The sequence below is a fragment of the Sphingomonas sp. GW821-FHT10C01 genome, from assembly GCF_059415525.1.
Genome location: NZ_JBWKNK010000004.1, coordinates 221887 through 245317, shown reverse-complemented (window position 1 = coordinate 245317; position 23431 = coordinate 221887). Strand labels below are relative to the sequence as shown.

The window sequence follows — 23431 nt, the reverse complement described above, 5'->3', positions numbered from 1 at the left end:
CGGGTTGTGCGGACAGGCCTAGCGCCGCGCGCAGCCCATGGCGGCGGCGTCGATCGCGGTGGCTGCGCCCTTCAGGGCATAGACATCCGCGAAGGCGCCGCCGCCACTCGCCAGACTTTCGACGCTCATGCTCCGGCTCGACCGGATCGCCGCGACGATCGCCGCATCGGTACGCGGATCGGGCGCCCAGGCGTCGCTTGGCCCGGCCATCAGCTCGAACCGCCGCTCGCCTACCGCCAGCGTGACCTTGGCACGCGGATCGCGCGGACGACTCAGGCGGATATGGATCTGATTGCGCGCGCCCGCACGCGGCCAGCTGGCGACGCTGGCGAACGCGCCCCGTCCGGCGCCCTGCGGTGGCTGGCTGATCGCATAGCAGCGCTGTGGCGCCGAATCGCGAAATGCGCCCCAGCTGTCGAACACGCCGAGCGATTCGCGGCCCTGTCCCTGGAGCGCCGCGATCAGCATAATGGCCGCCGCGATCATGCCGGCGCGTGCCCGGTGCCGGTGTGGATCACGGTTTCGACGCCGCCTTCGATCATCACCACCGATCCCTGCGGCAGCACCTGCGCGACGGGCGCTTCGAAATCAGGATGCACCTCCTGCCCGGTCATGATCCCGCGCAGCACGCGGCTCGATATTCCATGCATAATCACCAGCCGGTCGCCGGGATCGTCATCGGTATCGGCAAGCCAGCCTCCGACACGCTCGGCGATCTGATGATAATCTTCTCCTTCCGGCGCAACGCGGAGCAGTCCGCCCGGCGCGACGATCTCGCCATACTCAAACGCCAGCTCGGCATAATAGCGCCCGCCCCATGCGCCCATGCCGATCTCGGCCAGCCGCGGATCCTGCCGCGCGCCATGCCAGTCGAGTTCCAGGTGCTCAGCGATCACCGCCAGCGTCTGAAGCGCGCGTCCGGTGTTCGAGGCCCATAGGGTGAGTTTGGGCTCCACGCCCAGAATGACACGCAGTGCCCGACCCATTTCGTCCGCCTGCGCGAAACCCGCACGGGTCAGCGGGGTGTGCGGATGCTCGCCCTGAAGCCGACCCGCGGCGTTGAACACCGTCTCGCCATGCCGGGCGATGAAGTCGCGGCCCAACCTTGCCATTAGTCCGCTCTCCCCAGCCCATGCTGCGCCTGCGTTGCACCAAGCGAAGCTAGGGCGCGCTGTGGCCAAAAAGCAACGGTTTTCCGCGTTTATGCAGGGTTCATGCAACGCAGCATGATTTGGCGCATTTAGACGGCTCCCGCCCAAGCGGGGGTGTATTTGTACAGGAGTTTTTATGCGTAAACTGGTTCTGGCCGTACTGGCCACGAGCGCGATGGCGGCCCCGGCCCTGGCCCAGGACGCGACCTTCACCGGTCCCCGCGTCGAGGCGCTGGTCGGCTATGACGCCGCCAAGGACGGCACCGACGGCGACGGCGCATCGAAGGACGGCGTCACCTATGGCGGTGCGATCGGCTATGACGTCCAGCTGGGCGGCGCGGTGATCGGCGCCGAAGCCGAACTGACCGGTTCGGGCGTCGGCACGCGCACCAACAATCTGCTGGTCGCCGGCGACCGCTTCCGCGCCGATCTGGGCCGTGACATCTATGTCGGCGCGCGCGCCGGTGTCGCGATCACCCCGACGACCCTGCTCTACGCGAAGGGCGGCTACACCAACGCCCGCGTCGAGACGACCTATGAGACCGGCAACACCAAGACCGAGATCCATGAGGACATGGAAGGCTTCCGCGTCGGTGCCGGTGCCGAGTTCAAGCTGTCGAACAACATGTATCTGAAGGGCGAGTATCGCTACTCGAACTACGGCAAGATCGACGGCTACGACATCGACATCGACCGTCATCAGGTGGTCGCGGGCGTCGGCATCCGTTTCTAAGGCGAATGCCTTAGAAACGGGCACGACTCGGCATCATCCACAGATGATGCCAGAATCATGCGATACGAAGGGCCGGGGCGCTTGCTCCGGCCCTTTTTCACGTTAAGGATATCTCGACCTTCCGACGGCAATCCGTGCGCCGTCTGGCAGCCTGTTGTCTTTAGGGGCCGCCGCCCCGGGGGTTTGAATACACATGAAAGCGACGATCGAACGCGCAACGTTGTTGAAGGGCCTGAGCCACGTTCAGTCCGTGGTGGAGCGTCGCAACACGATTCCGATCCTGTCCAACGTGCTGATCGAGGCTTCGGCCGAGGGTTCGCTGCGCCTGATGGCGACCGATCTCGACCTGCAGATCGACGAGACCGTGCCCGCCGCGGTCGATCAGGCCGGCGCCACCACCGTCTCCGCGCACACGCTGTTCGACATCGCGCGCAAGCTGCCCGAGGGGTCGCAGGTCGAGCTGACCGCCGCCGAAGGCAAGATCAAGATCAACGCCGGCCGCGCCAAGTTCGAGCTGGGCACGTTGCCGCGTGACGATTTCCCGGTGATCGCCGAGGGCGAGCTGCCGACGGTGTTCGAACTGTCAGCCGAGATTCTCAAGCAGATCATCGACAAGACCCGCTTCGCGATCTCGACCGAAGAGACCCGCTACTACCTGAACGGCATCTTCCTGCACGTCGCCGACGACACGCTGAAGGCCGCGGCGACCGACGGTCACCGCCTCGCCCGCGTTACCGTGGCGCGCCCGGACGGCGCCGAATCGATGCCCGACGTGATCGTGCCGCGCAAATGCGTCGCTGAGCTGCGCAAGCTGCTTGACGAAGTCGACGGATCGGTCGGCGTGTCGCTGTCGGGTTCGAAGATTCGCTTCGACCTGGGCGCCGCGATCCTCACCTCGAAGCTGATCGACGGCACCTTCCCCGACTACAGCCGCGTGATTCCCACCGGCAACGACAAGATCCTGAAGATCGATCCCAAGAGCTTCATGGAAGGCGTCGACCGCGTCTCGACCATCGCGACCGAAAAGACCCGGGCGGTGAAGATGGCGCTGGATCGTGACCGCATCACCCTGTCGGTCACCAGTCCGGACAACGGCACTGCCGCCGAAGACGTGCCCGGCGACTATGCCGCCCAGCCGTTCGAGATCGGCTTCAACTCGCGCTACCTGATGGACATCCTGGGGCAGGTCGAGGGCGATCTGGTCGAAGTGCACCTGGCCGATGCCGCCGCGCCGACGCTGATTCGCGAAAACGACAAGTCGCCCGCCCTGTACGTCTTGATGCCGATGCGGGTCTGACCCGGGGTCTTGAACAGCGCGCGATAATGGCTTATTAACACGCTTGTCAGTAAGGATAAGCGATCATGGCCACGCAAGCGCAGATGCAGCCGCCCGCCACGCAGGCGCCCCTTCCCCAGTCGACCGCGCAAGCGATCGACTGGAGCCAGCCGCGCAGGCGCGAATGGGGTACGGCGCTGCGTGCGCTGCTCAAGCTGCTCGGCAATGCGGATGATACGGTTCAGGTCTTCCGCATCATGCGTGCGCTCAACGGCGACACGGCGGCGAAGAATTACCGCAAGCTGCTCACGACCCCGCACGGCGGTCGCCTTGCCTATCAGCGGATCGAGTTGTCCGAGCGATTCTCCGATCGCGCCTGGATCGATTCGCTGCCCGAAGGCAGCGTCGGCGGCGCCTATCGCGCCTTCCTCGACCGCACCGGCTATTCAGCGCAGGGGCTGGCGGACGTCAGCTATGCCGATGCCGAGGTTGAGCGCAATGTTCAGCATCCGCACGCCTGGTTCGGCCGCCGCGAGCGGGACATCCACGATATCTGGCACATCCTGACCGGCTATCAGGCCGACGAGCCGCTGGGCGAGGCGTGCCTTGTCGCCTTCTCCTATGCGCAGACCGGCGGTCTCGGTTGGGCGTTCATCGGCGGCGGCGCGGCCCTCAAGAGCCTCAAGATCACCGGCAAGACGACCTTTGCCAAGGCCGTGCTCGAGGGCCGCCGTCACGGCAAGCGCGCCAAATGGCTGTCGGGCGAGGATTATGAGGCGCTGATGTACGAACCGCTCGATGCCGCGCGCCAGCGGCTGGGGATCGCGGATCCGCAAATCTACCGCCAGGCACAGGCCGAACTTCGCGAAATGGGGCTGATCGGCCTCTGACCCGAATACACTTTCTTTGACCGTCATTCCCGCGCAGGCGGGAATCCATTCTGGCCGCCCTGTCGGATAGAGCCGGAACGCCAGCTGCAGTGGATCCCCGCCTGCGCGGGGATGACGGCAGCCAGCACAGGCCAAACGTCGATCGGGCGTTAAGTCACCCCGAACGGCACGACGCGGTTCAACGCGATGTGCCCGATGCCCGAACGGCCGAGATAGGGCACGCCCATCTCCCGGCACCAGCGGACGATCATCTGCTCGATCGATTCGCCGAACGGTACGTCATTGTCGACGACGTCGGTCACCGCGCCCAGCCGCACGCCCGCGATTCCCTGAAGCTGGGTGGAATGCGCCATCTGGAACAGCATCCGGTCGATCCGGTACATCGGCTCGCCCACTTCCTCGATGTGCAGGACATGATCGGTGAGGTCGGGCAGCCATGGCGTGCCGATCATCGCCGTCAGGATCGCGAGGTTGAACGCCGCCGCCGGGCGCCCGTCCAGCGTCGGCTCCAGCCCCCGACGATCGCCGTCGATCAGCCAGCCAAGCACCCAGCCCGCATCCACGCCCTTGTCGTCGCGGCCCATCGCGCTCGCCATCGATCCATGGGCCTGCCGTCCGATCCGCCGGGCATAGAGCGCACCGAGCATGAACCCCATGTCGGAATAGCCGATATAGGTCTTGTGGCGCGCCGCCGGGCCAAGCTGCGGCATCGCGCTGTGGAGGATGCGGTTCGAGCCATAGCCGCCGCGCGCGAACCAGATCGCATCGAACGCGGGATCGTTGGCGAATTCCAGGAACGCCGCAGCACGATAATCGTCCGGTCCGGCGAAATGCCCCTCGGTGACGAAGCATTGCGGGTGGAACACGATCTCGTGCTTCGGCCAGGTCAGCGCCATGAACGCCTTCATCCGCACCGCAGATTCTTCGCTAACTGTTCTCGCCGGTGCGACGACGCCGATCCGCATGCCTTACCCCTTGCACTCACCCGCCAGGCCCCGAACCAGATCCGGGGTTGTCGAAGCCCTGCTCGTTCTTCCCATCGGACAAGAAGAACAGCCCTTCGACAAGCTCAGGGCGAACGGGGTGGGAGTGCCTTGCTCCCCGCGCGCGAACCGGCGATAGCCCGCCACGATGCAACACGGCAAATCCTGTTTTTTCGTCGGGATCGGCGGCAGCGGCATGATGCCGCTCGCGATGATCCTGGCCGGGCAAGGCGCGAAGGTCGCCGGTTCGGACCGCAGCCTCGATTCCGGGCGCCTGCCCGCCAAGTTCGACGCCTTACGCGCGCTTGGCATCGACCTGTTCCCGCAGGACGGCAGTGGTATAACCTCACCCGATCAGATGGTGATCGCCTCCGCGGCGGTCGAGGACAGTGTCCCCGACATGGTTCGCGCCACCGAACTTGGCTGCCCGCGCATGACCCGCGCGGAACTCAACGCCGCGCTGTTCAACGCCGCCGGCACCTCGATCGGTGTTGCAGGCACCAGCGGCAAATCGACCGTCACCGGCATGATCGCATGGATCCTGCACGCTTTGGGCCGCGATCCCACGGTGATGAACGGCGCGGTGATGAAGAACTTCGTCCGTCCCGACGCGCCCTTCGCCAGCGCGCTGGTCGGGAGCGACGGTTTCTATGTCAGCGAGGTGGATGAGAGCGACGGGTCGATCGCGCTCTATACGCCGCACGTAGCTGTGCTCAACAATGTCAGCCTCGACCACAAGTCGCTCGAGGAACTGCGCTCGCTGTTCGGCGATTTCGCGGCCAAGGCACGCACGACCATCGTCAATGTCGGCGACGCGGAAAGCGCCGCGCTCGCGATGGCGCTCGACCGAAGTCGCACGGTGACCTTCGCGGTCGAGGGCGATGCCGACCTGTCGGCGCGCAACCTTGCGCTCGAGGCGTTCGCGGTCCGCTTCGATCTCGTGACGACGGGTAGCACCGTGCCGGTTCGCCTCGCCGTACCAGGCCGCCACAATATCGCCAACGCGCTCGCAGCGATCGGCGCAAGCGTCGCGGCGGGTATCGCGCTGCCCGACGCGGCGCGGGCGATCGAAGGCTTCACCGGTCTGCGCCGCCGCTTCGAGCTGGTGGGCGAGGCGAACGGTATCGCGGTGATCGACGATTTCGGGCACAACCCCGACAAGATCGCCGCCACGCTCGACACGCTCCACGCCTTTCCCGGCCGAGTCCTCGCGCTGTTCCAGCCACATGGCTATGGCCCGCTCAAGGTGATGCGGCGCGAACTGGTCGAAATGTTCGTGAACAAGCTCGCCCCCGGCGATCAGCTCGTCCTGCCCGATCCTGTTTACCAGGGCGGTACCGTCAACCGCGAAGTGACGAGCGCGGACATTATCGCCGACATCGCCGCATCGGGCCGCGACGCGCGCCATATCCCCGACCGTGCCGCCGCCGCCGCGCACCTCGTGGCCGAGGCACGACCGGGCGACCGCATCGTCATCATGGGCGCGCGCGACGACACGCTCAGCCTCCTCGCACGGGAAATGGTCGCGCGGTTGCGAGACAGGTAAAGCATCCTTGACATGTAAAGCGTCATTGACGTAAAGTTTCCTTGTCTAGTTAGAAAGGAAGCTTGACATGGAAATCTCCTCTGCATCGGTGCGTTTCCTGTGGCGCTTCATGGGCGCGACGCTTGTCTATGGCCTGCTGATCACCTGCGCCTCCTGGGTGGCGAAGGGCCTCAACCCGTCCCCGATCGGACTGGTCGCCCTGTCGATCCTGCCCGCGATCGGCATCGCAGCCTCCTTGATCGTCGTCGGACTGTATCTCGTCGAGGAAACCGACGAATATGTGCGGAAGCGTCAGGCGGTCGCGATGCTCGTCAGCATCGGCATTCTGCTCACGCTTTCGACCGGCCTCGGGTTTCTCCAGCAGAGGAACCTGATCAGTGCCGTCGATCTGCTCTGGGCATTCCCCGCCTGGTGCGTTCTGTGGAGCGTCACGCAGTGCTGGATGGCGATCCGCGACTGTCGCCGTACGGCCGACGCGGCATGAAGAACCGTCTGCGCGTGTTGCGCGCCGAGCGTGAATGGAGTCAGCAGGACCTTGCCGAGCGGCTCGAGGTCTCGCGCCAGAGCGTCAACGCGATCGAGACCGGACGCTACGATCCTTCACTGCCACTCGCCTTCAAGATCGCCGACCTGTTCGGTCTGCGGATCGAGGATGTGTTCGAAAACCCCTCCACTGCGGGCTAACCCCTAATGGCCCGCAGGATAGGCCATCCCGGCATATAGCCGGGATGGCCTTCTTTTTCGCGTTCAGCCGATGGTCTGACCGGTCTTTGCCCAGTCGGCGAGGAAGCCTTCGATGCCCTTGTCGGTCAGCGGGTGCTTGACCAGCTGACGGATCACCGCTGGCGGCGCGGTCATCACGTCGGCGCCGAGCTTGGCGGACTCCAGGATGTGGATGGGATGACGCACCGATGCGACGAGGATCTCGGTCCCGAAGTCGTAATTGTCATAGATCAGGCGGATATCGCTGATCAGTTCCATGCCGTCGAAGCCGATATCGTCGTGGCGGCCGACGAAGGGCGAGACGAAGGTCGCGCCCGCCTTGGCCGCGAGCAGCGCCTGGTTCGCGGAGAAGCAGAGGGTGACATTGACCATCGTGCCGTCATCGGTCAGCGCCTTGCAGGTCTTGAGGCCGTCGATGGTCAGCGGCACCTTGACCGCGACATTGTCGGCGATCTTCCGCACGATTTCGGCTTCGCGCATCATGCCCTCATGATCCAGCGCGACAACCTCAGCCGAGACGGGACCGTCGACGATCTGGCAGATCTCCGCGACCACTTCGAGGAAGTTGCGGCCGGCCTTGTGGATCAGCGAGGGGTTGGTGGTGACGCCGTCGAGCAGCCCCGCCTCCGCCAGCTCGCGAATGTCGTTGGTATCGGCGGTATCGGCAAAAAACTTCATGGCGGCGGCCTTCTGTTCAAATATGTGACAGTCGTGTGACGGCGTGCTAGTCGCGCGCCCGATCGCGCTGCCCTCTATCACTGGAAGGCGGTCACCGCATAGCCTGGATGCACTGATGTCACGCCTTCTGATTTGTGCTTTCCCGTTGCTGCTTCTGCCCGCTGCCGCAATGGCGCAGGACCATGACAGCGAATTGTGGGTCACCGGCTCCGCCAAGATCGCGGTCTCCGACCCCACCGACATCGAATTCGAATCGATCAACCGGTTCAGCGATGATTCGGGCGGCCTGTACGAAATCGAACTCGCCGGCGGTCTGGCGCAGGAAGTGGCAAAGGGCGTTTCGATCGGCGGCGCTTATGTCCGCGTGGTCAATTATTCGCGCGGACGGGTGACGCGAACCGAAGACCGGTTTCGCGTCCAGCTCGGCCTTGCCGGAAACGCCGGACCGTTCAAGCTGTCGGGCCGCCTGCGGCTTGAGCATCGTTCGCGCTCGGACGGCGACGATACCGGCTATCGCCTGCGCCCCCAGATCAAGGCGGCCCTCCCCCTTGGAAAGAGCGATTTCAGCCTGGTCGGCAGCCACGAAAGCCTGATCGTGCTCAACGATACCGACTGGGGAGAAAAGGCCGGCTATGACCGGATGCGCAACATGGTCGGCGTCAGCTGGAAGGCGAGCAAGCTGCTGTCGATCGAGGGCGGCTATCTCAATCAATACCGCTTCGCGCGTGGCAACAGCCGTGACACGATGGATCATGCGCTGGCGGTGACGGTCGGCCTCAGCCTCTAGTCCGCAACCAGCATCGTCTTGGCGGCCGGCTTGTCGAGCCCGGTCAGGTAGAGGCGATACGTTCCCGGCTGAAGGTCGAAGCGCACGATCTTGCGGATCGTCGAGCATTGCGGCCCGTGGCCATGGACCACCGATTTGAGTGCTTCGCCACCCGACGCGCCCGGCACCACGTCGATCCAGCCGCGCTGGTCGAGCGCGACGCCATAGCGCCCGGCCCTTTCGACCTTGAACCCGATCATCACCGCGCCGCCCGGCCGGGTGCCCGCCGGAACATCCTTCAGCTTCGCGAGATCGCCCGCCTGTACCGTCACCGCCTTGTTCACCCCGAACTCGACGCCGGGCACCCCCCAACCGGAAAGATTGGTGGGCATCGCCACATCGGCGGCGGGGCATTGCGGTGCGGCGGGCGCGGCCTGAAGCAGCAGCAGGGCAGCGAACAGCATCGGCGAGTCTCCTTCGCGTCGTTCGATAGCGCTTTCCTACCCGCGCCGGAATGACGATATGACCATCAATGTCCCGCGCCCGCGTCATCGTCCTCAACTCCGCGCTCGGCCCGCTCGACTATCGCGTGCCGCATGGCATGACGGTCGAGCCGGGATCGATCGTCATCGCGCCGCTCGGTCCGCGCCAACTGGTCGGCGTGGTGTGGGAAGCCGAGCGACTTCCGGTCGAGGAGATTAGCGACAATCGCCTCCGGAACCTGATCGCGGTCGCCGACGCCCCGCCCGTCCCCGCGCCGCTGCGCCGACTGATCGAATGGACCAGCGACTATTATCTCGCGCCGCTCGCGTCGGTGCTGCGAATGGCGCTGAGCTCCACTTCTGCGCTTGAGGGCGGCCGGACCATCGTGGAATATCGCGCGACGGGCGAATTGCCCGAGCGCATGACCGCGCAGCGCGAACAGGCTCTGGAACGGATCGGCGACCGTCAGGGCTTGATCCGTGAGCTCTCGACGATCGCCGACGTCTCCGAAGCCGTGATCCGTGGCCTGGTAAAGATCGGCGCGATCGAAGGGATCGCGGTCGATCTCGATACCCCCTACCCGATGCCCGATCCGGCCTTCGCCCCGCCCGCACTGTCCGACGTGCAGGGTGACGCCGCCGCGACCCTGCGCGGCGCCGTCGCGGCAGAAGCGTTCCAGCCCTTCCTGCTCGACGGCGTGACGGGTTCGGGCAAGACCGAAGTCTATTTCGAAGCCGTCGCCGCCGCGATCGACGCGGGCAGGCAGAGCATCGTCCTGCTCCCCGAAATCGCGCTGACCGAGCCCTTCCTCAAGCGCTTTCACGCGCGGTTCGGGGTCGAGCCGGTGGCATGGCATTCGGGCCTGCGCCAATCGCAACGCCGCCGCGCATGGCGCGCCATCGCGAGCGGTGAGGCGCTGGTCACCGTCGGCGCGCGCTCGGCTTTGTTCCTCCCCTACCCCAATCTCGGCCTGATCGTGGTCGACGAAGCGCATGAGACCAGCTTCAAGCAGGAGGAAGGCGTCCATTATCACGCGCGCGACGTCGCCGTGATGCGCGGCCGTTTCGAACGCTGCCCGGTGGTTCTCGCCAGCGCCACCCCGGCGATCGAAACGCGCCAGCAGGTCGCGCTGGGGCGCTATGCCGAGGTCAAGCTTCCCGGCCGCTACGGGGCGGCGGAAATGCCGGATATCGAGGCGATCGACCTGCTCGCCGAACAGCCTCCACGCGGCCGCTGGCTCGCCCCGCGTCTGGTCAAGGCGATCGACGAGACGCTGGAGCGCAAGGAACAGGCCTTGCTGTTCCTCAACCGCCGCGGCTACGCCCCGCTGACGCTGTGCCGCACCTGCGGGCATCGCTTCCAATGCCCCAATTGCACCGCATGGATGGTCGAGCACCGCCTCATCAGCCGCCTCGCCTGCCACCATTGCGGCCACACGATCCCGACACCCCGCGCCTGTCCGGAGTGCGATACCGAGGATAGCCTTGTCGCGTGCGGCCCCGGCGTCGAGCGCATCGCCGACGAGGTCGCGGCGCTGTTTCCCGACGCCAAGACCGCCATCGTCACCAGCGACACCATCTGGTCCCCCGCCAAGGCCGCCGAGTTCGTCAATCGGATGGAGGCGGGCGATATCGACATCGTCGTCGGCACCCAGCTGGTGACCAAGGGCTATCACTTTCCCAACCTCACGCTGGTCGGCGTGGTCGATGCCGATCTTGGTCTGGAGGGTGGCGACCTGCGCGCCGCCGAGCGCAGCTTCCAGCAGATCATGCAGGTCGCCGGACGCGCGGGTCGCGGCGAGAAGCCCGGCACCGTGCTGATCCAGACCCACAGCCCCAAGGCGCCGGTGATGCGCGCGCTGGTCAGCGGCGATGCCGAGAGCTTCTACGCCGCCGAAACCGAAGCGCGGCGCGAAGCAGGTGCGCCGCCTTTCGGCCGCTTCGCAGCGATCATCGTGTCCAGCGAGGAAAAGGAAGCCGCGCTCGAGACCGCGCGTCTGATCGGCCGCGCCGCGCCCCAGGTCGAGGCGATGCAGGTGTTCGGCCCCGCCCCAGCTCCGCTCGCCATGCTGCGCGGCCGCCACCGCTTCCGTCTGCTCGTTCATGCCCGCCGCGCGCTCGACGTTCAGGATGTGATCCGCGATTGGCTAGGCGCAATCGAATGGTCGGCGAAAGTACGCGTCGTTGTCGATGTGGACCCGTACAACTTCTTGTGAGTCCGCGATTTGTGTCTGTTCGAATCCGGCGTGCCCACATAGCATCCGCCCAATAGGGGGAGGCTATTCGATGATTCGCATCTTGTTGGCGGCTTCGCTTCTGTTCGCGCCGGTGGCCGCGCATGCCGACTGGTACGAAGCGAGCACCGATCATTTCGTCGTCTATTCCGACGACAGCCCGGAGCGGCTGGAGAAATTCGCCACCCAGCTTGAGCGATTCGACAAGGCGCTTCGGGCGATGCGCGGTCTCGCCGCCCATCCTGTCGGCGACGCCAATCGCGTCGTCGTCTATGTCGTCGGCGGAACCGGCACGGTCTCACGGCTTGCGAAGGATAGTCAGGCGGCGGGCTTCTATCGCGCCCGTGCCGGCGGATCGATGGCGGTGGTCCCGCGCCAGGCCGGGTATGACGAACTCGATCTCAGCTCGCAGGCGATCCTGCTGCACGAATATACCCATCATCTGATGCTCAGCATCTGGCCGCATACGGCGTTCCCGAGCTGGCTCATCGAAGGCTATGCTGAGTTCCACGCGACCGCGCGCTTCGAGAAGGACGGCAGCGTCTCATTCGGATTGCCACCGCAATATCGCGGCTATGGCCTGCTCGCCGGCAACGCGCTTCCGGCCGACAAGCTTCTGACCGCCGAAGGCCGCGCGTTGAACGACATGCAGCGCGACGGCCTGTACGGGCGCGGCTGGCTGCTCACCCACTACCTCACCATTGGCGGAAAACGGCCGAACCAGCTTCAAACCTATCTGCTGGCGATCAACAGCGGCAAGGCGCCGCTGGCCGCCGCGACCGAGGCCTTTGGAGACCTCCGCGCCCTCGACCGTGAACTTGAACGCTACAAGACCGGCAAGTTCCAAGGCAGGACGGTCCCGACCGCTCTCGTTAAGCTTGGGCCGGTCACCATCCGCAAGCTGACCCCCGGCGAGGCCGCGACGATGGACGTGCGGATCGTTTCGAAGAACGGCGTCGATGAGCGAACGGCTCCACGCGTCTATGCGCAGGCAAAGAAGGCCGCCGCCCCCTTTCCAAATGATCCCGGTGCGCAGATCGTTCTGGCCGAAACTGCCTATGACGCCGGTGACTATCGTGAAGCCGAAGCCGCCGCGGATCGCGCGATCGCCGCCAACCCCAAGGCGGTCGACGCCTTTGTCTACAAGGCGATGGCGCGCATGGCCGTCGCGGTGAAGGCTGACGACACGAGCAAGGAAACCTGGTCGGCAATCCGCAAGATCATCGGCACGGCCAACCGGCTCGACCCCGACGATCCCGAACCATTCATGCTGTTCTACAACAGCTTCATCCAGGCTGGACTGACCCCGACCAAGAATGCCCGGGAGGGTCTGTACACCGCATTCCAGCTTGGTCCGCAGGACAAGATGCTGCGAATGTCCGCCGCGACGAGCTATCTGCAGGACAACAACCCCCAAAGGGCTCGCGAACTCCTCAAGCCGCTCGCCTTCGATCCCCATAACCGGGAATTGGCCAAGATTGCGGCGGACCTCATCGTCGCGATCGACGCCGGCAAGACCACCGAGGCGCTCAAGGCGCTGGAGAATGACGTAAGCGAAAAGGACGAGGACAAGGACAAGGGAGGCGCCGGGAACAAGGACGGGAAGTAGCACCCGACCTTGAACGCGCCGTGATTATGGTCGACAGCGCAGCTTCCATCGTGATCGACGGAGTGTTTGTGTGACCACGGGCCGCTTCCTGCTGTTGTTGACCGGACTGTTCGCGCTGCTGGGCTTCACCGCACCGGCACGAGCCGACGACATCTCCGCCGCGGGACGCGGGGTGGTGCGGATCGTCACCATCGCCACCGCGGAGGGCGAGGTGGTCGGATTCGGCCATGGCAGCGGTTTCGCGGTCGCGCCCAACCGCGTGCTCACCAACGCGCATGTGGTCGAGGCGGCGGAACGCTATCCCGGCAATGTCATGATCGGCGTCGTCCCGTCAGAGGGCGACAAATCCTTTCAGGGCCGGCTGATCGCGATCGATTCGGACCGCGATCTCGCATTGATCGAATTCGGCGGCATCCGCCTGCCGACGCTTACGTTCTACAATGGCCCCGTGAGCGAGGGCGAAGCGATGATTGCCCTGGGCTATCCCGGCAATGTCGATCTGGCCACCGCGCGCTCGGCAATGGACTTCATCACGCCGCTTTCGCCGATCCGTTCGCAGGGCGTGTTTTCGGGTCGACGCAACCTTCAGGGCGTGAACGTCCTGCTCCACACCGCGGGGATCGCGCGCGGCAATTCGGGCGGACCGCTGCTTGACCCGTGCGGGCGCGTACTGGGCGTCAATTCGGCGGTGACACGGGGCGACGAGGGCGATGCCAGCTTCGGCTTCGCCGTTGCCAATGACGAAGTCGCCGCTTTCCTGCGTGAGGCGAAACAACCGATGCCCGTCAATGGCGTCGCCTGCACCAGTATCGCCGATCGGCTGGCGCAGGACCGCAGCGAAGCGGAGAAGGCCCGCGCCGCGGACGAGGCCAAGGTGCGCGAGGATGCGGCACGCTCCGCCGCCGACCGCGAAAGCGCGCTCGACAAGGCGCTGGTCGCCAACTTCACGATGCGCGAGAATTTCCTGGCGGGCGCCGGGCTGCTACTGGTGCTGGGCGTCGCGGGTATCGGCGTAGGCGGCTTTTTCCACACGCAGGGAAAACGACGCGAGATGATCTGGGCATTGAGCGGCGGCGGCGTATTGGTGCTGGCCGCCTTCATCCTGTTCTTCGTCCGTCCGGCTTTCGATCCCTCGACGATCACGAGCGCGGCGCGTGTCACCGTTCCGCCACCGGCGACGCAGACGAGCGGTCTCGGCAAGATGGTCTGCACTATCGATCCCGCGCGTTCGCGCGTGACGGTTTCCAGCACGCAGGACGTCAATATCGACATCAACCCCGATGGCTGCGTCAACGACCGCACCCAATATGCCGAGACCGGCCAGCTCAACTGGCAGCGCATCCTAGTGCCCGACGACGAACAGACCGTCTCGGTGCTCGAATACGCCCCGACGACGCGGACCTATTCCACCACCCGCTATCTGCTCTCATCGAGCCAGATGGCGGATGCGCGCAAGCTGCGCAGCGACGTCAAGATCAAGGCCTGCTCGACCGATCCGGCGCAACGGGCCGACCTCGCCGCGAAGCAGCAGGCCGTCCGCACAGCCCTGCCGCAGGTGTTCAACGAGCGGCTGGTCTACAGCTGCAAGCCGGCGGCGGAATGATGCGCTGGCGCCCCATGAGCGCCGTCGATCTCCCGGCGGTGACGACGATCTCCACCGAAGTCCATGGGCGCTACGCCGAACCGATCGAAGTCTATGCCGAGCGGCTGCGCCTATGCGCCACGGGGTGCTTCACCTGCGAGGTTGGCGACACGGTGCGCGGTTTTCTGGTGACACACCCCTGGCGCCGCGCTGAGCCGCCGCCCGCACTGGGCGCGATGTTGCATGTGATCCCGGAACCCGCGGACACCTGGTACCTTCATGATATCGCGCTGTTGCCGGACACGCGCGGACTGGGCGCTGGGCACGCGGCGGTCGCGCTGGTCGATGGCCTGGCACGAGCGGCCGGCGTGCTGGACATAACCCTGGTCGCCGTCAACGGTGCCGATCGTTTCTGGGCGGCACAGGGTTTCGACTACACCGATGCAAATGCCGGCGGCTACGGGCCGGGCACCTATGTGATGCGCCGGCCCGTCGACTGAGGCCGAAGCCTAGTCCTCCACCCCTTCGCGCAGCACCTTCTTGCGATCGACCCGCGCGGCGAAACAGCCGCGGCGTGCGTTGTGGACATGGAGATAGGCAGCGCGCGGATCGGCGAACACTCGCGCGATCTCCGCCTCAAGTCCCACGCCGTCGAGCACCTCGGCATCGATCATCATGTCGTCCGCATCGAACGCGCGCACCGAAAGCAGGCGTGAGCGCAACTGCGCCGGGACCGCGGCTTCATAGCGTGCCCGAACTTGCGCACCTTCCGCGACGAAGATCGCATGGCGCGAGCGATAGGGCGTATCGACCGGCAGATGCTCGTGATTGACCAGCAGCACTGCCGCGCCCGGTTCGACATCCTCGAGCGTCACACGACACGGATAGCCGGGCTTGGCGTCGACGATCATCCGCACCGCCCCCTGCGTCGCCAGTTCGTCGCTGGTAAGACCATAGAGATGTACGAACGGCGCCGGATCGAGGCCACGGATGACATAGCTCATTCCGCCACTCCCTCGCGCCGCCGCAGCACCTTCTTGCGATCGACCCCATAGGCGTAGCCGCCGATGCTGCCATCGCCCCGCTGCACGCGATGGCAGGGGATGATGACCGCGACATTGTTGGCGCCGCACGCCGTTCCGGCCGCACGCACCGCTCCGGGACTACCCGCCGCGATGGCGAGCTGCGCATAGCTCATCGTTTCACCGCTCGGAATCGTACGCAGCGCCTGCCACACCGCTTCCTGGAATGCCGTCCCGCGTACATCGAGCGGCAGATCGGCATGACGCCCCGGCTGCTCGACCTCCGCCACAACCCGCAGCGCCAGTTCGGCGAGCGCCGCACCGCCCGGCACGATCTCCGCACGGGGAAAGCGCGTGGCGAGGCTCAAACTATCCTCGTCGAACGCAACCCGGCACAACCCCTTGTCGGTTGCCGCGATCAGCAGCGGTCCAAGACTTGTGTCCGCCACCGTCCAGCGGATCGTCACTCCCGCCCCGCCGTTGCGCCAGGCGCTTGGCGTCATGCCGAGACGCGCGTTGCTCGTCTCGTAGAAGCGGCTCGGCGCCGAATAGCCCGCCTCATAGATCGCGCTGGTGACATTGTCTTCGGCGGTGAGCGCCTCGGCCGCGCGCCGAGCCCGCAGCGACCGGGCATAGGCGGCCGGGGTCACCCCGGTCGCGCGCTTGAACAGCCGCTGGAAATGATGCGGGGCGTAGCCGACATGGCCGGCAAGCTCGTCGAGCGTTACCGGATCTTCGGCGCCTTCCAGCACGGCCACCGCCCGCGCCACCGCGATCCGCTCGCGTCCGATCTCGTCGGGCTTGCAGCGCAGGCAGGCGCGCAGGCCCGTGGCGCGCGCGGCGTCCACGTCGGGAAAGAACACCACATTCTCGCGCTTGGGGTGCCGCGCCGCGCAGCTCGGCTTGCAATAGATGCCGGTGGTCAGCACGCCCGCGATCACCCGCCCGTCATAGGCGCGGTCGCGGCGCTGGAACGCTTCCCAGGCTTCTTCGTCGGGGATCATCTTGCTCATGGTGCCGATATAGGGGCGCGATACAAGCATCGCTTCCCGGCACTTGCGTCCAAACTATGCTCGGCAAAGCTTGATGCGGCGCGTCTGCACCACTAGGGGGACGCTTTCCCGCAATACAGGGGCATGGAATGGCGGACGCACCTCTGGTCGGCATCATCATGGGCAGCACCTCCGATTGGGAGACGATGCGCCACGCCGCCGACGTGCTCGCCGAACTCGGCGTGCCGCACGAAACCCGGGTCGTCTCCGCGCACCGCACACCGCAACGGCTCTATGATTACGCGACCACCGCCGCCGATCGCGGGCTCAAGGTGGTCATCGCGGGCGCCGGCGGCGCGGCGCATCTGCCCGGCATGGCGGCGTCGATGACGCACCTTCCCGTGCTCGGCGTACCCGTTGAATCCAAGGCGCTGAAGGGCATGGACAGCCTGCTCTCGATCGCCCAGATGCCCGGCGGCATCCCCGTCGGCACGCTCGCGATCGGCAAGGCGGGGGCAATCAACGCCGGCCTGCTCGCCGCCGCGATCCTCGCCACCTCCGACCCCGCCCTTACCGACCGGCTCAAGGCCTGGCGCACCCGCCAGACCGACAGCGTCGCCAACGATCCCGAATAACCCCGAACAACCGGAGCCCAATGACCGCGATCCCCCCCGGCAGCACCATCGGCATCCTCGGCAGCGGCCAGCTCGGCCGGATGCTCTCGGTCGCTGCGGCGCAGCTCGGCTATCGCTGTCATATCTATGCGCCCGAAAGCGGGCCGGGCTGCGACGTCGCGGCGGCATTCACCCAGGGCGACTATGACGACGCGGCGGCGCTGACCGCCTTCGCCAACGCGGTCGATGTGATCACTTACGAGTTCGAGAATGTCGATCCGCGGTGCATCGCGCATTTGGCGCCGATCGTTCCCGTCCGTCCGGGTAGCATGGCACTCGACATTTCGCGCGCGCGCCCGATCGAAAAGGCCTTTGTCCGCGATCAGGGCGGCACCACAGCGCCATTCCGTGAAGTCACCAGCCTCGCCGATCTGGAAGCGGCGGTTGCCGGGATCGGGGTCCCCGCGATCCTCAAGACCTCGATGTTCGGTTATGACGGCAAGGGTCAGGCACGCCTGAAGTCCCCCGGCGACGTGGCCGATGCGTGGGAAACGGTGGCGGGCCAGCCCTGTGTCCTCGAAGGCTTCGTCACCTTCACGCATGAATTCTCGATCATGCTGGTGCGCGGGATCGACGGATCGACCGTTCACTACCCCGCCCCGCACAATGTCCATCGCGACGGCATCCTCGCCAGCTCAACCGCCCCCGCTCCGGAAGCGGTACAGATCCAGGCAGAGGCCGCCGTGGCCCTCGCCGAGAAGCTCGCCCATGCGCTCGACTATGTCGGGGTGCTGACCTGCGAGTTCTTCGCCACCGACAACGGCCCGGTGTTCAACGAGATGGCTCCGCGCGTCCATAATAGCGGCCATTGGACGATCGAAGGCGCCGTCACCTCGCAGTTCGAGAACCATATCCGCGCCATCTGCGGCCTGCCGCTCGGCTCCACGGCACTGACGGGCACCTCGGTCGAGATGGACAACCTCATCGGCGACCAGGCCGATGCCTGGCCCGAATTGCTCGCCGAGGGCGACGCCCACCTCCACCTCTACGGCAAGCACGAAGCGCGTCCCGGCCGCAAGATGGGCCATGTCACGCGGGTACGGCGCTAACCCATTCAGCGTGGCCGCGCGACCGCTTCGCGCAGCCAGTTCATCACGGCTACGACTTCGCGGCCGTGCGGCTCCGCCCGTGTGACGATCTGGTAGTAGATGCCCTCGATCATCGGGCCAAAGGGCTGAACGAGCAGTCCGGCGCGGATCTCCTCTTCCGCCAGAACCACGCTGGCGATGATCGCACCCTGCCCCGCGATCGCCGCCTGGATCGCGTGATCGCCGTTGGTGAAGCGCGCGCCCTGATCGAGCTTCAATCCGGTAATTCCGGCCAATTTAGCCCAGCGGTGCCAGTCAGGCGTGGTGTCGCGCAGCCAATCGGTATGCAGCAATGGTACCCGATGCAGGTCCTCGGGTCCGGTCAGCCCAAGCATCGGGCTGCACAACATACCGAACCGTTCGGCAAGCAGCGGCTCCGATTGCAGTCCGGCCCCGATATCGCCGCCATAGCGAACGGCGATGTCCGCCGCCCCGGCCGCGATATCGACTGGCGCTTCGTTGGCGTTCAAACGCAGGTCGATTTCGGGATGTTGCGCGTTGAACACCGGAACGGCGGGTAACAAGCGGCGGGAGGTGAACTGGGTGGTCGCGCTAACGGTAACGCTTTGCCGCTTTGGCCTCAGGTCGCCGATCACCTGCGCAAATGCGTCGAACCCGTCGCGCAGGGTCGGATAGAGCCGCCGCCCCGCCTCGGTCAGCGCAACCCGCCGCGTCCGCCGCACGAACAGCGATAGCCCCAGCGTCTCTTCGAGCAGGCGGATCTGGTGGCTGATCGCGGTCGGTGTCACCGCCAACTCGGCTGCCGCCTCGCGAAAGCTCAAATGCCGCGCGGCCGCCTCGAACGCGCGAAGCGCTGCCAGCGGCGGCAATCGACGCACGCGCGACATGGCTGAATTTACCTCATCCATAGGCTGAGCAATTCGCATTGGCTGCACGATCAATCAAGCGCCATCTATCCAGCTCAAACAGATGAGCAGGATATCATCATGATCCCGACCGACTCTCGCAATCTCCTGTGGATCGACTCCAGCGCCCGGCCAGGTCGCTCCGGCCGAGATCCGCGCGGCTCACACACACGCAGGCTCACCGCGCGTTTCATCGAAAGCTGGAAGGCCGCGCGTCCGCAGGATGCGATCACCTATCGCGACGTTGGGGCCAATCCGCCCGCCCCGGTCACCGGGGACTGGGTCGCCGCCGCCTTCACCAAGTCGGACCGGCGCGATGCGGTTCAGCGCGCGACACTGGCCGAGAGCGACGTGCTCACCGCCGAGTTGATCGCCGCCGACCTCATCGTGATCGGCGCGCCGATGTACAATTTCGGTATCCCCGCCCCGCTCAAGGCATGGATCGACAATGTCGTACGCGTCGGCGTGACCTTCGGGTTCGACCGGGCACGCGGCGAAATCCCCTATTGGCCGATGCTGACCGGCGGCAAGCAGCTGGTGATCCTCGGCGCGCGCGGCGACCATGGCTACGACCCCGGCGAAAGGCTCGCCGACATCAACCTCGTCGAGGCCAGCCTCACCATCCCGCTCGGCTATATCGGGATCGACCGGCATGAGGCCGTTGCGATCGAATATGATGAATTCGCCGACGACAGGCTCACCGCATCCATCGCCACCGCCGAAGCCCGAACCGAAGCGCTGGTCGCGCGTCTCGCCGCGGCGATGTCCCCAGCCGCCCAAGCGGCATGAGCCACGAAAAAGGCCCGCCTCCCTCACGGAAGCGGGCCTCTTCATCTCAACGGATCATCCGCGCTTCAGGCGCGAACGCCCTCCATCGGGAAGCTGCCGAACGCGCCCGCAGTGACCGATCCCTTGATCGAGTCGCCGTCAACGGTCGCTTCGATGGTCAGGGTCATCGGCATCGGCACGGTGATGTCGACCGCCCAGCTCAGCTTGTCGCCATCGACCTTGCCGCTCACATCGGTCGTGCCCATCGCACCGGCATAGGTGCCGGTGAAGCTGTCGCCCGAGCTGTTCACGGTCAGCGTCGCCTTCTGGTCGCCCATAGGCGAGTGGGTGACGGTATCCCAGGTGCCATCGACATTCGCCATGCTCGTCTCTCCTGTCATTCGGGTCGGGTCAAAAAAGAGTTCAGCCCTCAGTTCGCAGCGGCCTTTGCGGCGACGCCGACGGACTCGGGCTTCACCACCTCGACAGGCAGGCCAAGGCTGTCAAGCTGTGCCCGGACCTTCGATGCGTCGCCAACGACCACCCAGATGAAGCGTTTCGGGTCGATTGCCCCGCGTGCCGCAGCGTCAACCTGCGGGATGGTCAGCGCCCGATATTTTTTCGCGAGTCCGTCCTGATAATCGTCGGGACGGCGCATGAAGTCATTGCCCTGCATCGCCCCCAGCACCGCGCCCGCGGTCTCATACTGGCCCGCCATCTTGCGCACGCTGCTGATCACCGACCGATCGAACTCGGTCTGGGTCACGCCCTTGCTGCTCAGATAGTCGCCGACTTCCTTCTGGATCTCGAGGATCGAGGGGCCCGTCTTGTCGGCCTGGACGGGCGCGGAGATGGTGAAGGGCACGGCATGTTCCATCCGCGCCACCGCACCGCGCACGCCATAGGACCAGCTCTTGTCCTCGCGCAGGTTCATGTTGATGCGCGACAGGAAGTCGCCGCCCAGCACTTCGCTCGCGGTGCCGAGCGCGATCGAATCGGCGAACGGATCCACCGGCGTCATCTGTGCCGCGACGATCAGCGACTGGGGCGAATCCGGCCGATCGATCAACAGGATCTTCGGCGCGGTCTGCGTCGCCTTCGCCGCGAACACCTTGGTTCCCGGCGCGCCCTCGCCCTTCCAGTCGCCGAAGCGGCTCTCGAACGCCGCCTTCACCTCTGCCAGCGGACGATCGGAAACGACGAAGATCTTCGCCTTCTCCGGGCGAATCCACGCCTTGTAGTAACCGACCAGATCGTCGCGGGTCAGCTTCCTGACCGCATCCTCATCGCCGCCCACGGCCGCCATCTTCGCATAGGGCGAATCCTTGCCATAGAGCAGCGTCGGCATCGCCATCTGGGCAAGGCCCGACGGGTTCGACTTGATCTGCTTGATCCCGGCCAGCATCTGGCCGCGCACCCGCTCGATCTCGGCGGCCGGGAAGGCCGGCTTGCGGGCGATATCGGCCATCAGCTCGATCGATCCGGCAAGGTTCGGGCTCGGCGTGAACATCGAGACATAGGCCCGATCCGCGCTGCTGCCCGTACCGATGCCCGCGCCCAGCCGCTCTTGCGCCTCGGCGATCGCGATCGAATTGCGCGTCGCCGTGCCCTCTTCAAGCAACGCCAGCGTCATGCTCTCGGTCCCCAGCGCGGTCGGTACGTCGGACGCGACGCCCGCGTCGAAGCTGATCACCGCCTGAGTCACCGGCACCGCATCGCGCTGGGCATAGACCAGTTCGATCCCGTTCGAGAGTTTGGTGCGCGTAACCGTCGGGAAGTCGATGTCCTTGACGTCGGCCACCGCCGGCAACGCCCCGCGCGTGCCCTTGAACGGCGCCTCGTCGACCACGGGTTTCTTGGCGGGTGCCCCGGCCTCCGAATAGGCCGCACGCGCGCCCGGCTCGATCGTCAGCGTATAGGCGGGGCGCGACAACCACTTGGCCGCGACCGCGCGCGCCTGTGCCGGCGTCACCGCGGCAAGATCGGCGAGCTGCTTCTTATAGAAGCCGGGATCGTTCATGTAGAGCGCGCCCGACGCCAGCGTTACCGCCTTGCCGCCGAAACCGCCGACCGACTCCAGGCCACGGATGCGCGACGATGCGGTGCGCGTCTTGTAGCGCTCCAGCTCCTCGTTGGTCGGACCGTTCTTGAGATAATCGGCGATCAGCGCATCGAGCCGCTTCTCGACCGCCGCCGGGTCGACGCCCGGCCGCACATCGGCGGAGATCAGCACCATCCCCGCCTGCGCCATGCTCTGGTTCGACGCGCCGACACTGACCGCCAGCTTCTCCTGCTTGACCAGCGCATTGTCGAGCCGCGAGCTGGCAAGACCGCCGAGCACGCCGGTCGCGATGTCGAGCACGGTCGAATCCTTGTCGCGCATCCCGGGGACCGCCCACATGCGATAGATGCGGGTGACGGCGACCCGGTCCTTCATCACCTCAGCCTTGGCCGCGGCCAACGTGGGCACGTCGACCTTCGGATCGGCGATGTCCGCGCCCTTCGGGATCGCGCCGAAATATTTCTCGACCAGCGGCTTGGCGGTCGCCGCGTCGATATCGCCGGCCAGCACCAGCACCGCGTTGTTCGGACCATAATATTGGCGGAACCAGTTCTTGACGTCGTCCAGGCTGGCGGCGTCGAGATCGGCCATCGAACCGATCGTCGAGTGGTAATAGGGGTGGCCCTCAGGGAACAGCCCTTCGAGCATCTTGTAGCGCATCAGGCCATAGGGCTGGGTGTCGCCCTGGCGTTTTTCGTTCTGAACGACACCGCGCTGCTCGTCGAGCTTGCCCTGCGTCACCGCGCCGAGCAGATAGCCCATCCGGTCGCTCTCCAGAAACAACGCCCGGTCCAGCGCCGCGCGCGGCACGGTCTGGAAATAGTTGGTGCGGTCCATGTTGGTGGTACCGTTATAGTCGGTCGCGCCTACTTCCTTGAGCGGCTCGAAGAATTCGCCCGGCGAGTTTTCCGACCCGTTGAACATCAGATGCTCGAACAGATGCGCGAAGCCGGTCTTGCCCTTGGGCTCGTGCTTCGATCCGACATTGTACCAGACCGCCACGCCCACCACCGGCGCCTTGCGGTCGGTATGGATCACCACGCGCAGGCCATTGGCCAGCCGGAATTCCTCGTACGGAATATCCACCCGCTTCACGAGATCGGCGACGGCGACCGGTGCAGGGGCCTGCTGGGCATAGGCGGGCGCACCGAGGACGACCGCAAGCGCGGTCAGGCTGGCAAAGGCTGGCTTCATGGAAGTGGCTTTCCGGAAACTTGTTTCGATCGAAACCAGCATAGTCCCGCCACCTTCACACGCAACGGACTTGTCAGCGGTCCGGCTTTGGCTAGGCTTGGCGGATCATAGG

24 protein-coding genes are annotated in these 23431 nt (G+C 65.8%); 14 read left to right on the top strand and 10 right to left on the bottom strand.

The features are described from left to right. Window positions 1–18: 18 nt before the first annotated feature. Together AC07M1_RS16915 and AC07M1_RS16910 are read right to left on the bottom strand one after the other, a co-directional pair. Window positions 19–486, bottom strand: coding sequence for a hypothetical protein (locus AC07M1_RS16915; protein WP_495163795.1), 468 nt, complete (start codon window positions 484–486; stop codon window positions 19–21). Then, complete coding sequence (locus tag AC07M1_RS16910; protein WP_495163794.1) at window positions 483–1112, bottom strand: histidine phosphatase family protein; 630 nt, start codon at window positions 1110–1112, stop codon at window positions 483–485. Before AC07M1_RS16910 ends, AC07M1_RS16915 begins: the two co-directional genes overlap by 4 nt. Before the next feature lie 175 nt (window positions 1113–1287). On the opposite strand from AC07M1_RS16910, the gene AC07M1_RS16905 reads away from it, so the two are divergent. The 3 genes from AC07M1_RS16905 to AC07M1_RS16895 all read left to right on the top strand — a co-directional run bounded on the left by AC07M1_RS16905 (window position 1288) and on the right by AC07M1_RS16895 (window position 4050). Then, entirely contained in the window at window positions 1288–1884 is a 597-nt protein-coding gene (locus tag AC07M1_RS16905) for an outer membrane beta-barrel protein (protein WP_495163793.1), read from the top strand. Window positions 1885–2077: 193 nt separating this feature from the next. Next, window positions 2078–3181 (top strand): DNA polymerase III subunit beta, encoded by a 1104-nt coding sequence (gene dnaN, locus AC07M1_RS16900; RefSeq protein WP_495163792.1) that lies wholly within the window; start codon window positions 2078–2080, stop codon window positions 3179–3181. Between the two features lie 65 nt (window positions 3182–3246). After that, a complete protein-coding gene (locus AC07M1_RS16895) occupies window positions 3247–4050 on the top strand; it encodes a Coq4 family protein (RefSeq protein WP_495163791.1) in 804 nt (267 codons plus the stop codon). Window positions 4051–4199: 149 nt separating this feature from the next. Here AC07M1_RS16895 and AC07M1_RS16890 read toward each other — a convergent pair whose 3' ends face one another. After that, entirely contained in the window at window positions 4200–5015 is an 816-nt protein-coding gene (locus AC07M1_RS16890) for an LD-carboxypeptidase (RefSeq protein WP_495163790.1), read from the bottom strand. 166 nt (window positions 5016–5181) lie between these two features. On the opposite strand from AC07M1_RS16890, the gene AC07M1_RS16885 reads away from it, so the two are divergent. The 3 genes from AC07M1_RS16885 to AC07M1_RS16875 all read left to right on the top strand — a co-directional run bounded on the left by AC07M1_RS16885 (window position 5182) and on the right by AC07M1_RS16875 (window position 7263). Continuing rightward, window positions 5182–6579 carry a UDP-N-acetylmuramate--L-alanine ligase gene (locus AC07M1_RS16885; RefSeq protein WP_495163789.1) on the top strand — a complete coding sequence of 466 codons (1398 nt, stop codon included), beginning with the start codon at window positions 5182–5184 and terminating at the stop codon, window positions 6577–6579. 67 nt (window positions 6580–6646) lie between these two features. Further along, complete coding sequence (locus AC07M1_RS16880) at window positions 6647–7063, top strand: hypothetical protein (RefSeq protein WP_495163788.1); 417 nt, start codon at window positions 6647–6649, stop codon at window positions 7061–7063. Beyond that, a complete protein-coding gene (locus AC07M1_RS16875; RefSeq protein ID WP_495163787.1) occupies window positions 7060–7263 on the top strand; it encodes a helix-turn-helix transcriptional regulator in 204 nt (67 codons plus the stop codon). The genes AC07M1_RS16880 and AC07M1_RS16875 overlap by 4 nt, the downstream gene beginning before the upstream one ends. A gap of 63 nt (window positions 7264–7326) precedes the next feature. Here the strand turns inward: AC07M1_RS16875 and fsa are convergent, their stop codons facing one another. Next, on the bottom strand, window positions 7327–7980 hold the full coding sequence (gene fsa / locus AC07M1_RS16870; protein WP_495163786.1) for a fructose-6-phosphate aldolase: 654 nt from the start codon (window positions 7978–7980) through the stop codon (window positions 7327–7329). A 115-nt stretch (window positions 7981–8095) separates the two neighbouring features. Between fsa and AC07M1_RS16865 the strand changes: the two genes are divergently transcribed. Beyond that, window positions 8096–8767 carry a DUF2490 domain-containing protein gene (locus AC07M1_RS16865; RefSeq protein WP_495163785.1) on the top strand — a complete coding sequence of 224 codons (672 nt, stop codon included), beginning with the start codon at window positions 8096–8098 and terminating at the stop codon, window positions 8765–8767. On the opposite strand, the gene AC07M1_RS16860 is transcribed toward AC07M1_RS16865, so the two are convergent. Next, window positions 8764–9210, bottom strand: a complete 447-nt coding sequence (locus AC07M1_RS16860) for a hypothetical protein (RefSeq protein ID WP_495163784.1) — start codon at window positions 9208–9210, stop codon at window positions 8764–8766. The genes AC07M1_RS16865 and AC07M1_RS16860 overlap by 4 nt on opposite strands. A gap of 68 nt (window positions 9211–9278) precedes the next feature. On the opposite strand from AC07M1_RS16860, the gene AC07M1_RS16855 reads away from it, so the two are divergent. The 4 genes from AC07M1_RS16855 (at window position 9279) to AC07M1_RS16840 (ending at window position 15153) form a co-directional block, all read left to right on the top strand. Then, window positions 9279–11444 (top strand): primosomal protein N', encoded by a 2166-nt coding sequence (locus tag AC07M1_RS16855; protein ID WP_495163783.1) that lies wholly within the window; start codon window positions 9279–9281, stop codon window positions 11442–11444. 70 nt (window positions 11445–11514) lie between these two features. Then, window positions 11515–13071, top strand: a complete 1557-nt coding sequence (locus AC07M1_RS16850) for a hypothetical protein (protein WP_495163782.1) — start codon at window positions 11515–11517, stop codon at window positions 13069–13071. Between the two features lie 70 nt (window positions 13072–13141). Further along, window positions 13142–14674: a S1C family serine protease gene (locus AC07M1_RS16845; RefSeq protein WP_495163781.1), complete on the top strand. Its 1533-nt coding sequence runs from the start codon at window positions 13142–13144 to the stop codon at window positions 14672–14674. Further along, window positions 14674–15153 (top strand): GNAT family N-acetyltransferase, encoded by a 480-nt coding sequence (locus tag AC07M1_RS16840; protein ID WP_495163780.1) that lies wholly within the window; start codon window positions 14674–14676, stop codon window positions 15151–15153. The genes AC07M1_RS16845 and AC07M1_RS16840 overlap by 1 nt, the downstream gene beginning before the upstream one ends. 9 nt (window positions 15154–15162) lie before the next feature. Here the strand turns inward: AC07M1_RS16840 and AC07M1_RS16835 are convergent, their stop codons facing one another. Both AC07M1_RS16835 and ada read right to left on the bottom strand, forming a co-directional pair. Continuing rightward, window positions 15163–15657, bottom strand: a complete 495-nt coding sequence (locus AC07M1_RS16835; protein ID WP_495163779.1) for a DUF1203 domain-containing protein — start codon at window positions 15655–15657, stop codon at window positions 15163–15165. After that, complete coding sequence (gene ada, locus AC07M1_RS16830) at window positions 15654–16688, bottom strand: bifunctional DNA-binding transcriptional regulator/O6-methylguanine-DNA methyltransferase Ada (RefSeq protein WP_495163778.1); 1035 nt, start codon at window positions 16686–16688, stop codon at window positions 15654–15656. Before ada ends, AC07M1_RS16835 begins: the two co-directional genes overlap by 4 nt. A gap of 128 nt (window positions 16689–16816) precedes the next feature. Between ada and purE the strand changes: the two genes are divergently transcribed. Together purE and AC07M1_RS16820 are read left to right on the top strand one after the other, a co-directional pair. Beyond that, on the top strand, window positions 16817–17302 hold the full coding sequence (gene purE / locus AC07M1_RS16825) for a 5-(carboxyamino)imidazole ribonucleotide mutase (RefSeq protein WP_495163777.1): 486 nt from the start codon (window positions 16817–16819) through the stop codon (window positions 17300–17302). A gap of 20 nt (window positions 17303–17322) precedes the next feature. Further along, entirely contained in the window at window positions 17323–18390 is a 1068-nt protein-coding gene (locus tag AC07M1_RS16820; RefSeq protein ID WP_495163776.1) for a 5-(carboxyamino)imidazole ribonucleotide synthase, read from the top strand. 5 nt (window positions 18391–18395) lie between these two features. Here the strand turns inward: AC07M1_RS16820 and AC07M1_RS16815 are convergent, their stop codons facing one another. Continuing rightward, window positions 18396–19277: a LysR substrate-binding domain-containing protein gene (locus AC07M1_RS16815; protein ID WP_495163775.1), complete on the bottom strand. Its 882-nt coding sequence runs from the start codon at window positions 19275–19277 to the stop codon at window positions 18396–18398. A 99-nt stretch (window positions 19278–19376) separates the two neighbouring features. Between AC07M1_RS16815 and AC07M1_RS16810 the strand changes: the two genes are divergently transcribed. Beyond that, complete coding sequence (locus AC07M1_RS16810; RefSeq protein ID WP_495163774.1) at window positions 19377–20084, top strand: FMN-dependent NADH-azoreductase; 708 nt, start codon at window positions 19377–19379, stop codon at window positions 20082–20084. A 65-nt stretch (window positions 20085–20149) separates the two neighbouring features. Here AC07M1_RS16810 and AC07M1_RS16805 read toward each other — a convergent pair whose 3' ends face one another. Both AC07M1_RS16805 and AC07M1_RS16800 read right to left on the bottom strand, forming a co-directional pair. Continuing rightward, window positions 20150–20446: a hypothetical protein gene (locus tag AC07M1_RS16805; protein WP_495163773.1), complete on the bottom strand. Its 297-nt coding sequence runs from the start codon at window positions 20444–20446 to the stop codon at window positions 20150–20152. 47 nt (window positions 20447–20493) lie between these two features. Then, on the bottom strand, window positions 20494–23319 hold the full coding sequence (locus AC07M1_RS16800) for a M16 family metallopeptidase (protein WP_495163772.1): 2826 nt from the start codon (window positions 23317–23319) through the stop codon (window positions 20494–20496). Window positions 23320–23431: the final 112 nt, after the last annotated feature.

Coding starts and splice junctions, on each gene's coding strand:
- AC07M1_RS16820 (WP_495163776.1), top strand. CDS start 17,323: ATGACCGCGATCCCCCCCGGCAGCACCATCGGCATCCTCGGCAGCGGC.
- ada (WP_495163778.1), bottom strand. CDS start 16,688: ATGAGCAAGATGATCCCCGACGAAGAAGCCTGGGAAGCGTTCCAGCGC.
- AC07M1_RS16810 (WP_495163774.1), top strand. CDS start 19,377: ATGATCCCGACCGACTCTCGCAATCTCCTGTGGATCGACTCCAGCGCC.
- AC07M1_RS16865 (WP_495163785.1), top strand. CDS start 8,096: ATGTCACGCCTTCTGATTTGTGCTTTCCCGTTGCTGCTTCTGCCCGCT.
- AC07M1_RS16850 (WP_495163782.1), top strand. CDS start 11,515: ATGATTCGCATCTTGTTGGCGGCTTCGCTTCTGTTCGCGCCGGTGGCC.
- AC07M1_RS16835 (WP_495163779.1), bottom strand. CDS start 15,657: ATGAGCTATGTCATCCGTGGCCTCGATCCGGCGCCGTTCGTACATCTC.
- AC07M1_RS16880 (WP_495163788.1), top strand. CDS start 6,647: ATGGAAATCTCCTCTGCATCGGTGCGTTTCCTGTGGCGCTTCATGGGC.
- fsa (WP_495163786.1), bottom strand. CDS start 7,980: ATGAAGTTTTTTGCCGATACCGCCGATACCAACGACATTCGCGAGCTG.
- AC07M1_RS16875 (WP_495163787.1), top strand. CDS start 7,060: ATGAAGAACCGTCTGCGCGTGTTGCGCGCCGAGCGTGAATGGAGTCAG.
- AC07M1_RS16910 (WP_495163794.1), bottom strand. CDS start 1,112: ATGGCAAGGTTGGGCCGCGACTTCATCGCCCGGCATGGCGAGACGGTG.
- AC07M1_RS16860 (WP_495163784.1), bottom strand. CDS start 9,210: ATGCTGTTCGCTGCCCTGCTGCTGCTTCAGGCCGCGCCCGCCGCACCG.
- dnaN (WP_495163792.1), top strand. CDS start 2,078: ATGAAAGCGACGATCGAACGCGCAACGTTGTTGAAGGGCCTGAGCCAC.
- AC07M1_RS16885 (WP_495163789.1), top strand. CDS start 5,182: ATGCAACACGGCAAATCCTGTTTTTTCGTCGGGATCGGCGGCAGCGGC.
- AC07M1_RS16895 (WP_495163791.1), top strand. CDS start 3,247: ATGGCCACGCAAGCGCAGATGCAGCCGCCCGCCACGCAGGCGCCCCTT.
- AC07M1_RS16890 (WP_495163790.1), bottom strand. CDS start 5,015: ATGCGGATCGGCGTCGTCGCACCGGCGAGAACAGTTAGCGAAGAATCT.
- AC07M1_RS16905 (WP_495163793.1), top strand. CDS start 1,288: ATGCGTAAACTGGTTCTGGCCGTACTGGCCACGAGCGCGATGGCGGCC.
- AC07M1_RS16805 (WP_495163773.1), bottom strand. CDS start 20,446: ATGGCGAATGTCGATGGCACCTGGGATACCGTCACCCACTCGCCTATG.
- AC07M1_RS16815 (WP_495163775.1), bottom strand. CDS start 19,277: ATGTCGCGCGTGCGTCGATTGCCGCCGCTGGCAGCGCTTCGCGCGTTC.
- AC07M1_RS16840 (WP_495163780.1), top strand. CDS start 14,674: ATGCGCTGGCGCCCCATGAGCGCCGTCGATCTCCCGGCGGTGACGACG.
- AC07M1_RS16915 (WP_495163795.1), bottom strand. CDS start 486: ATGATCGCGGCGGCCATTATGCTGATCGCGGCGCTCCAGGGACAGGGC.
- purE (WP_495163777.1), top strand. CDS start 16,817: ATGGCGGACGCACCTCTGGTCGGCATCATCATGGGCAGCACCTCCGAT.
- AC07M1_RS16800 (WP_495163772.1), bottom strand. CDS start 23,319: ATGAAGCCAGCCTTTGCCAGCCTGACCGCGCTTGCGGTCGTCCTCGGT.
- AC07M1_RS16855 (WP_495163783.1), top strand. CDS start 9,279: ATGTCCCGCGCCCGCGTCATCGTCCTCAACTCCGCGCTCGGCCCGCTC.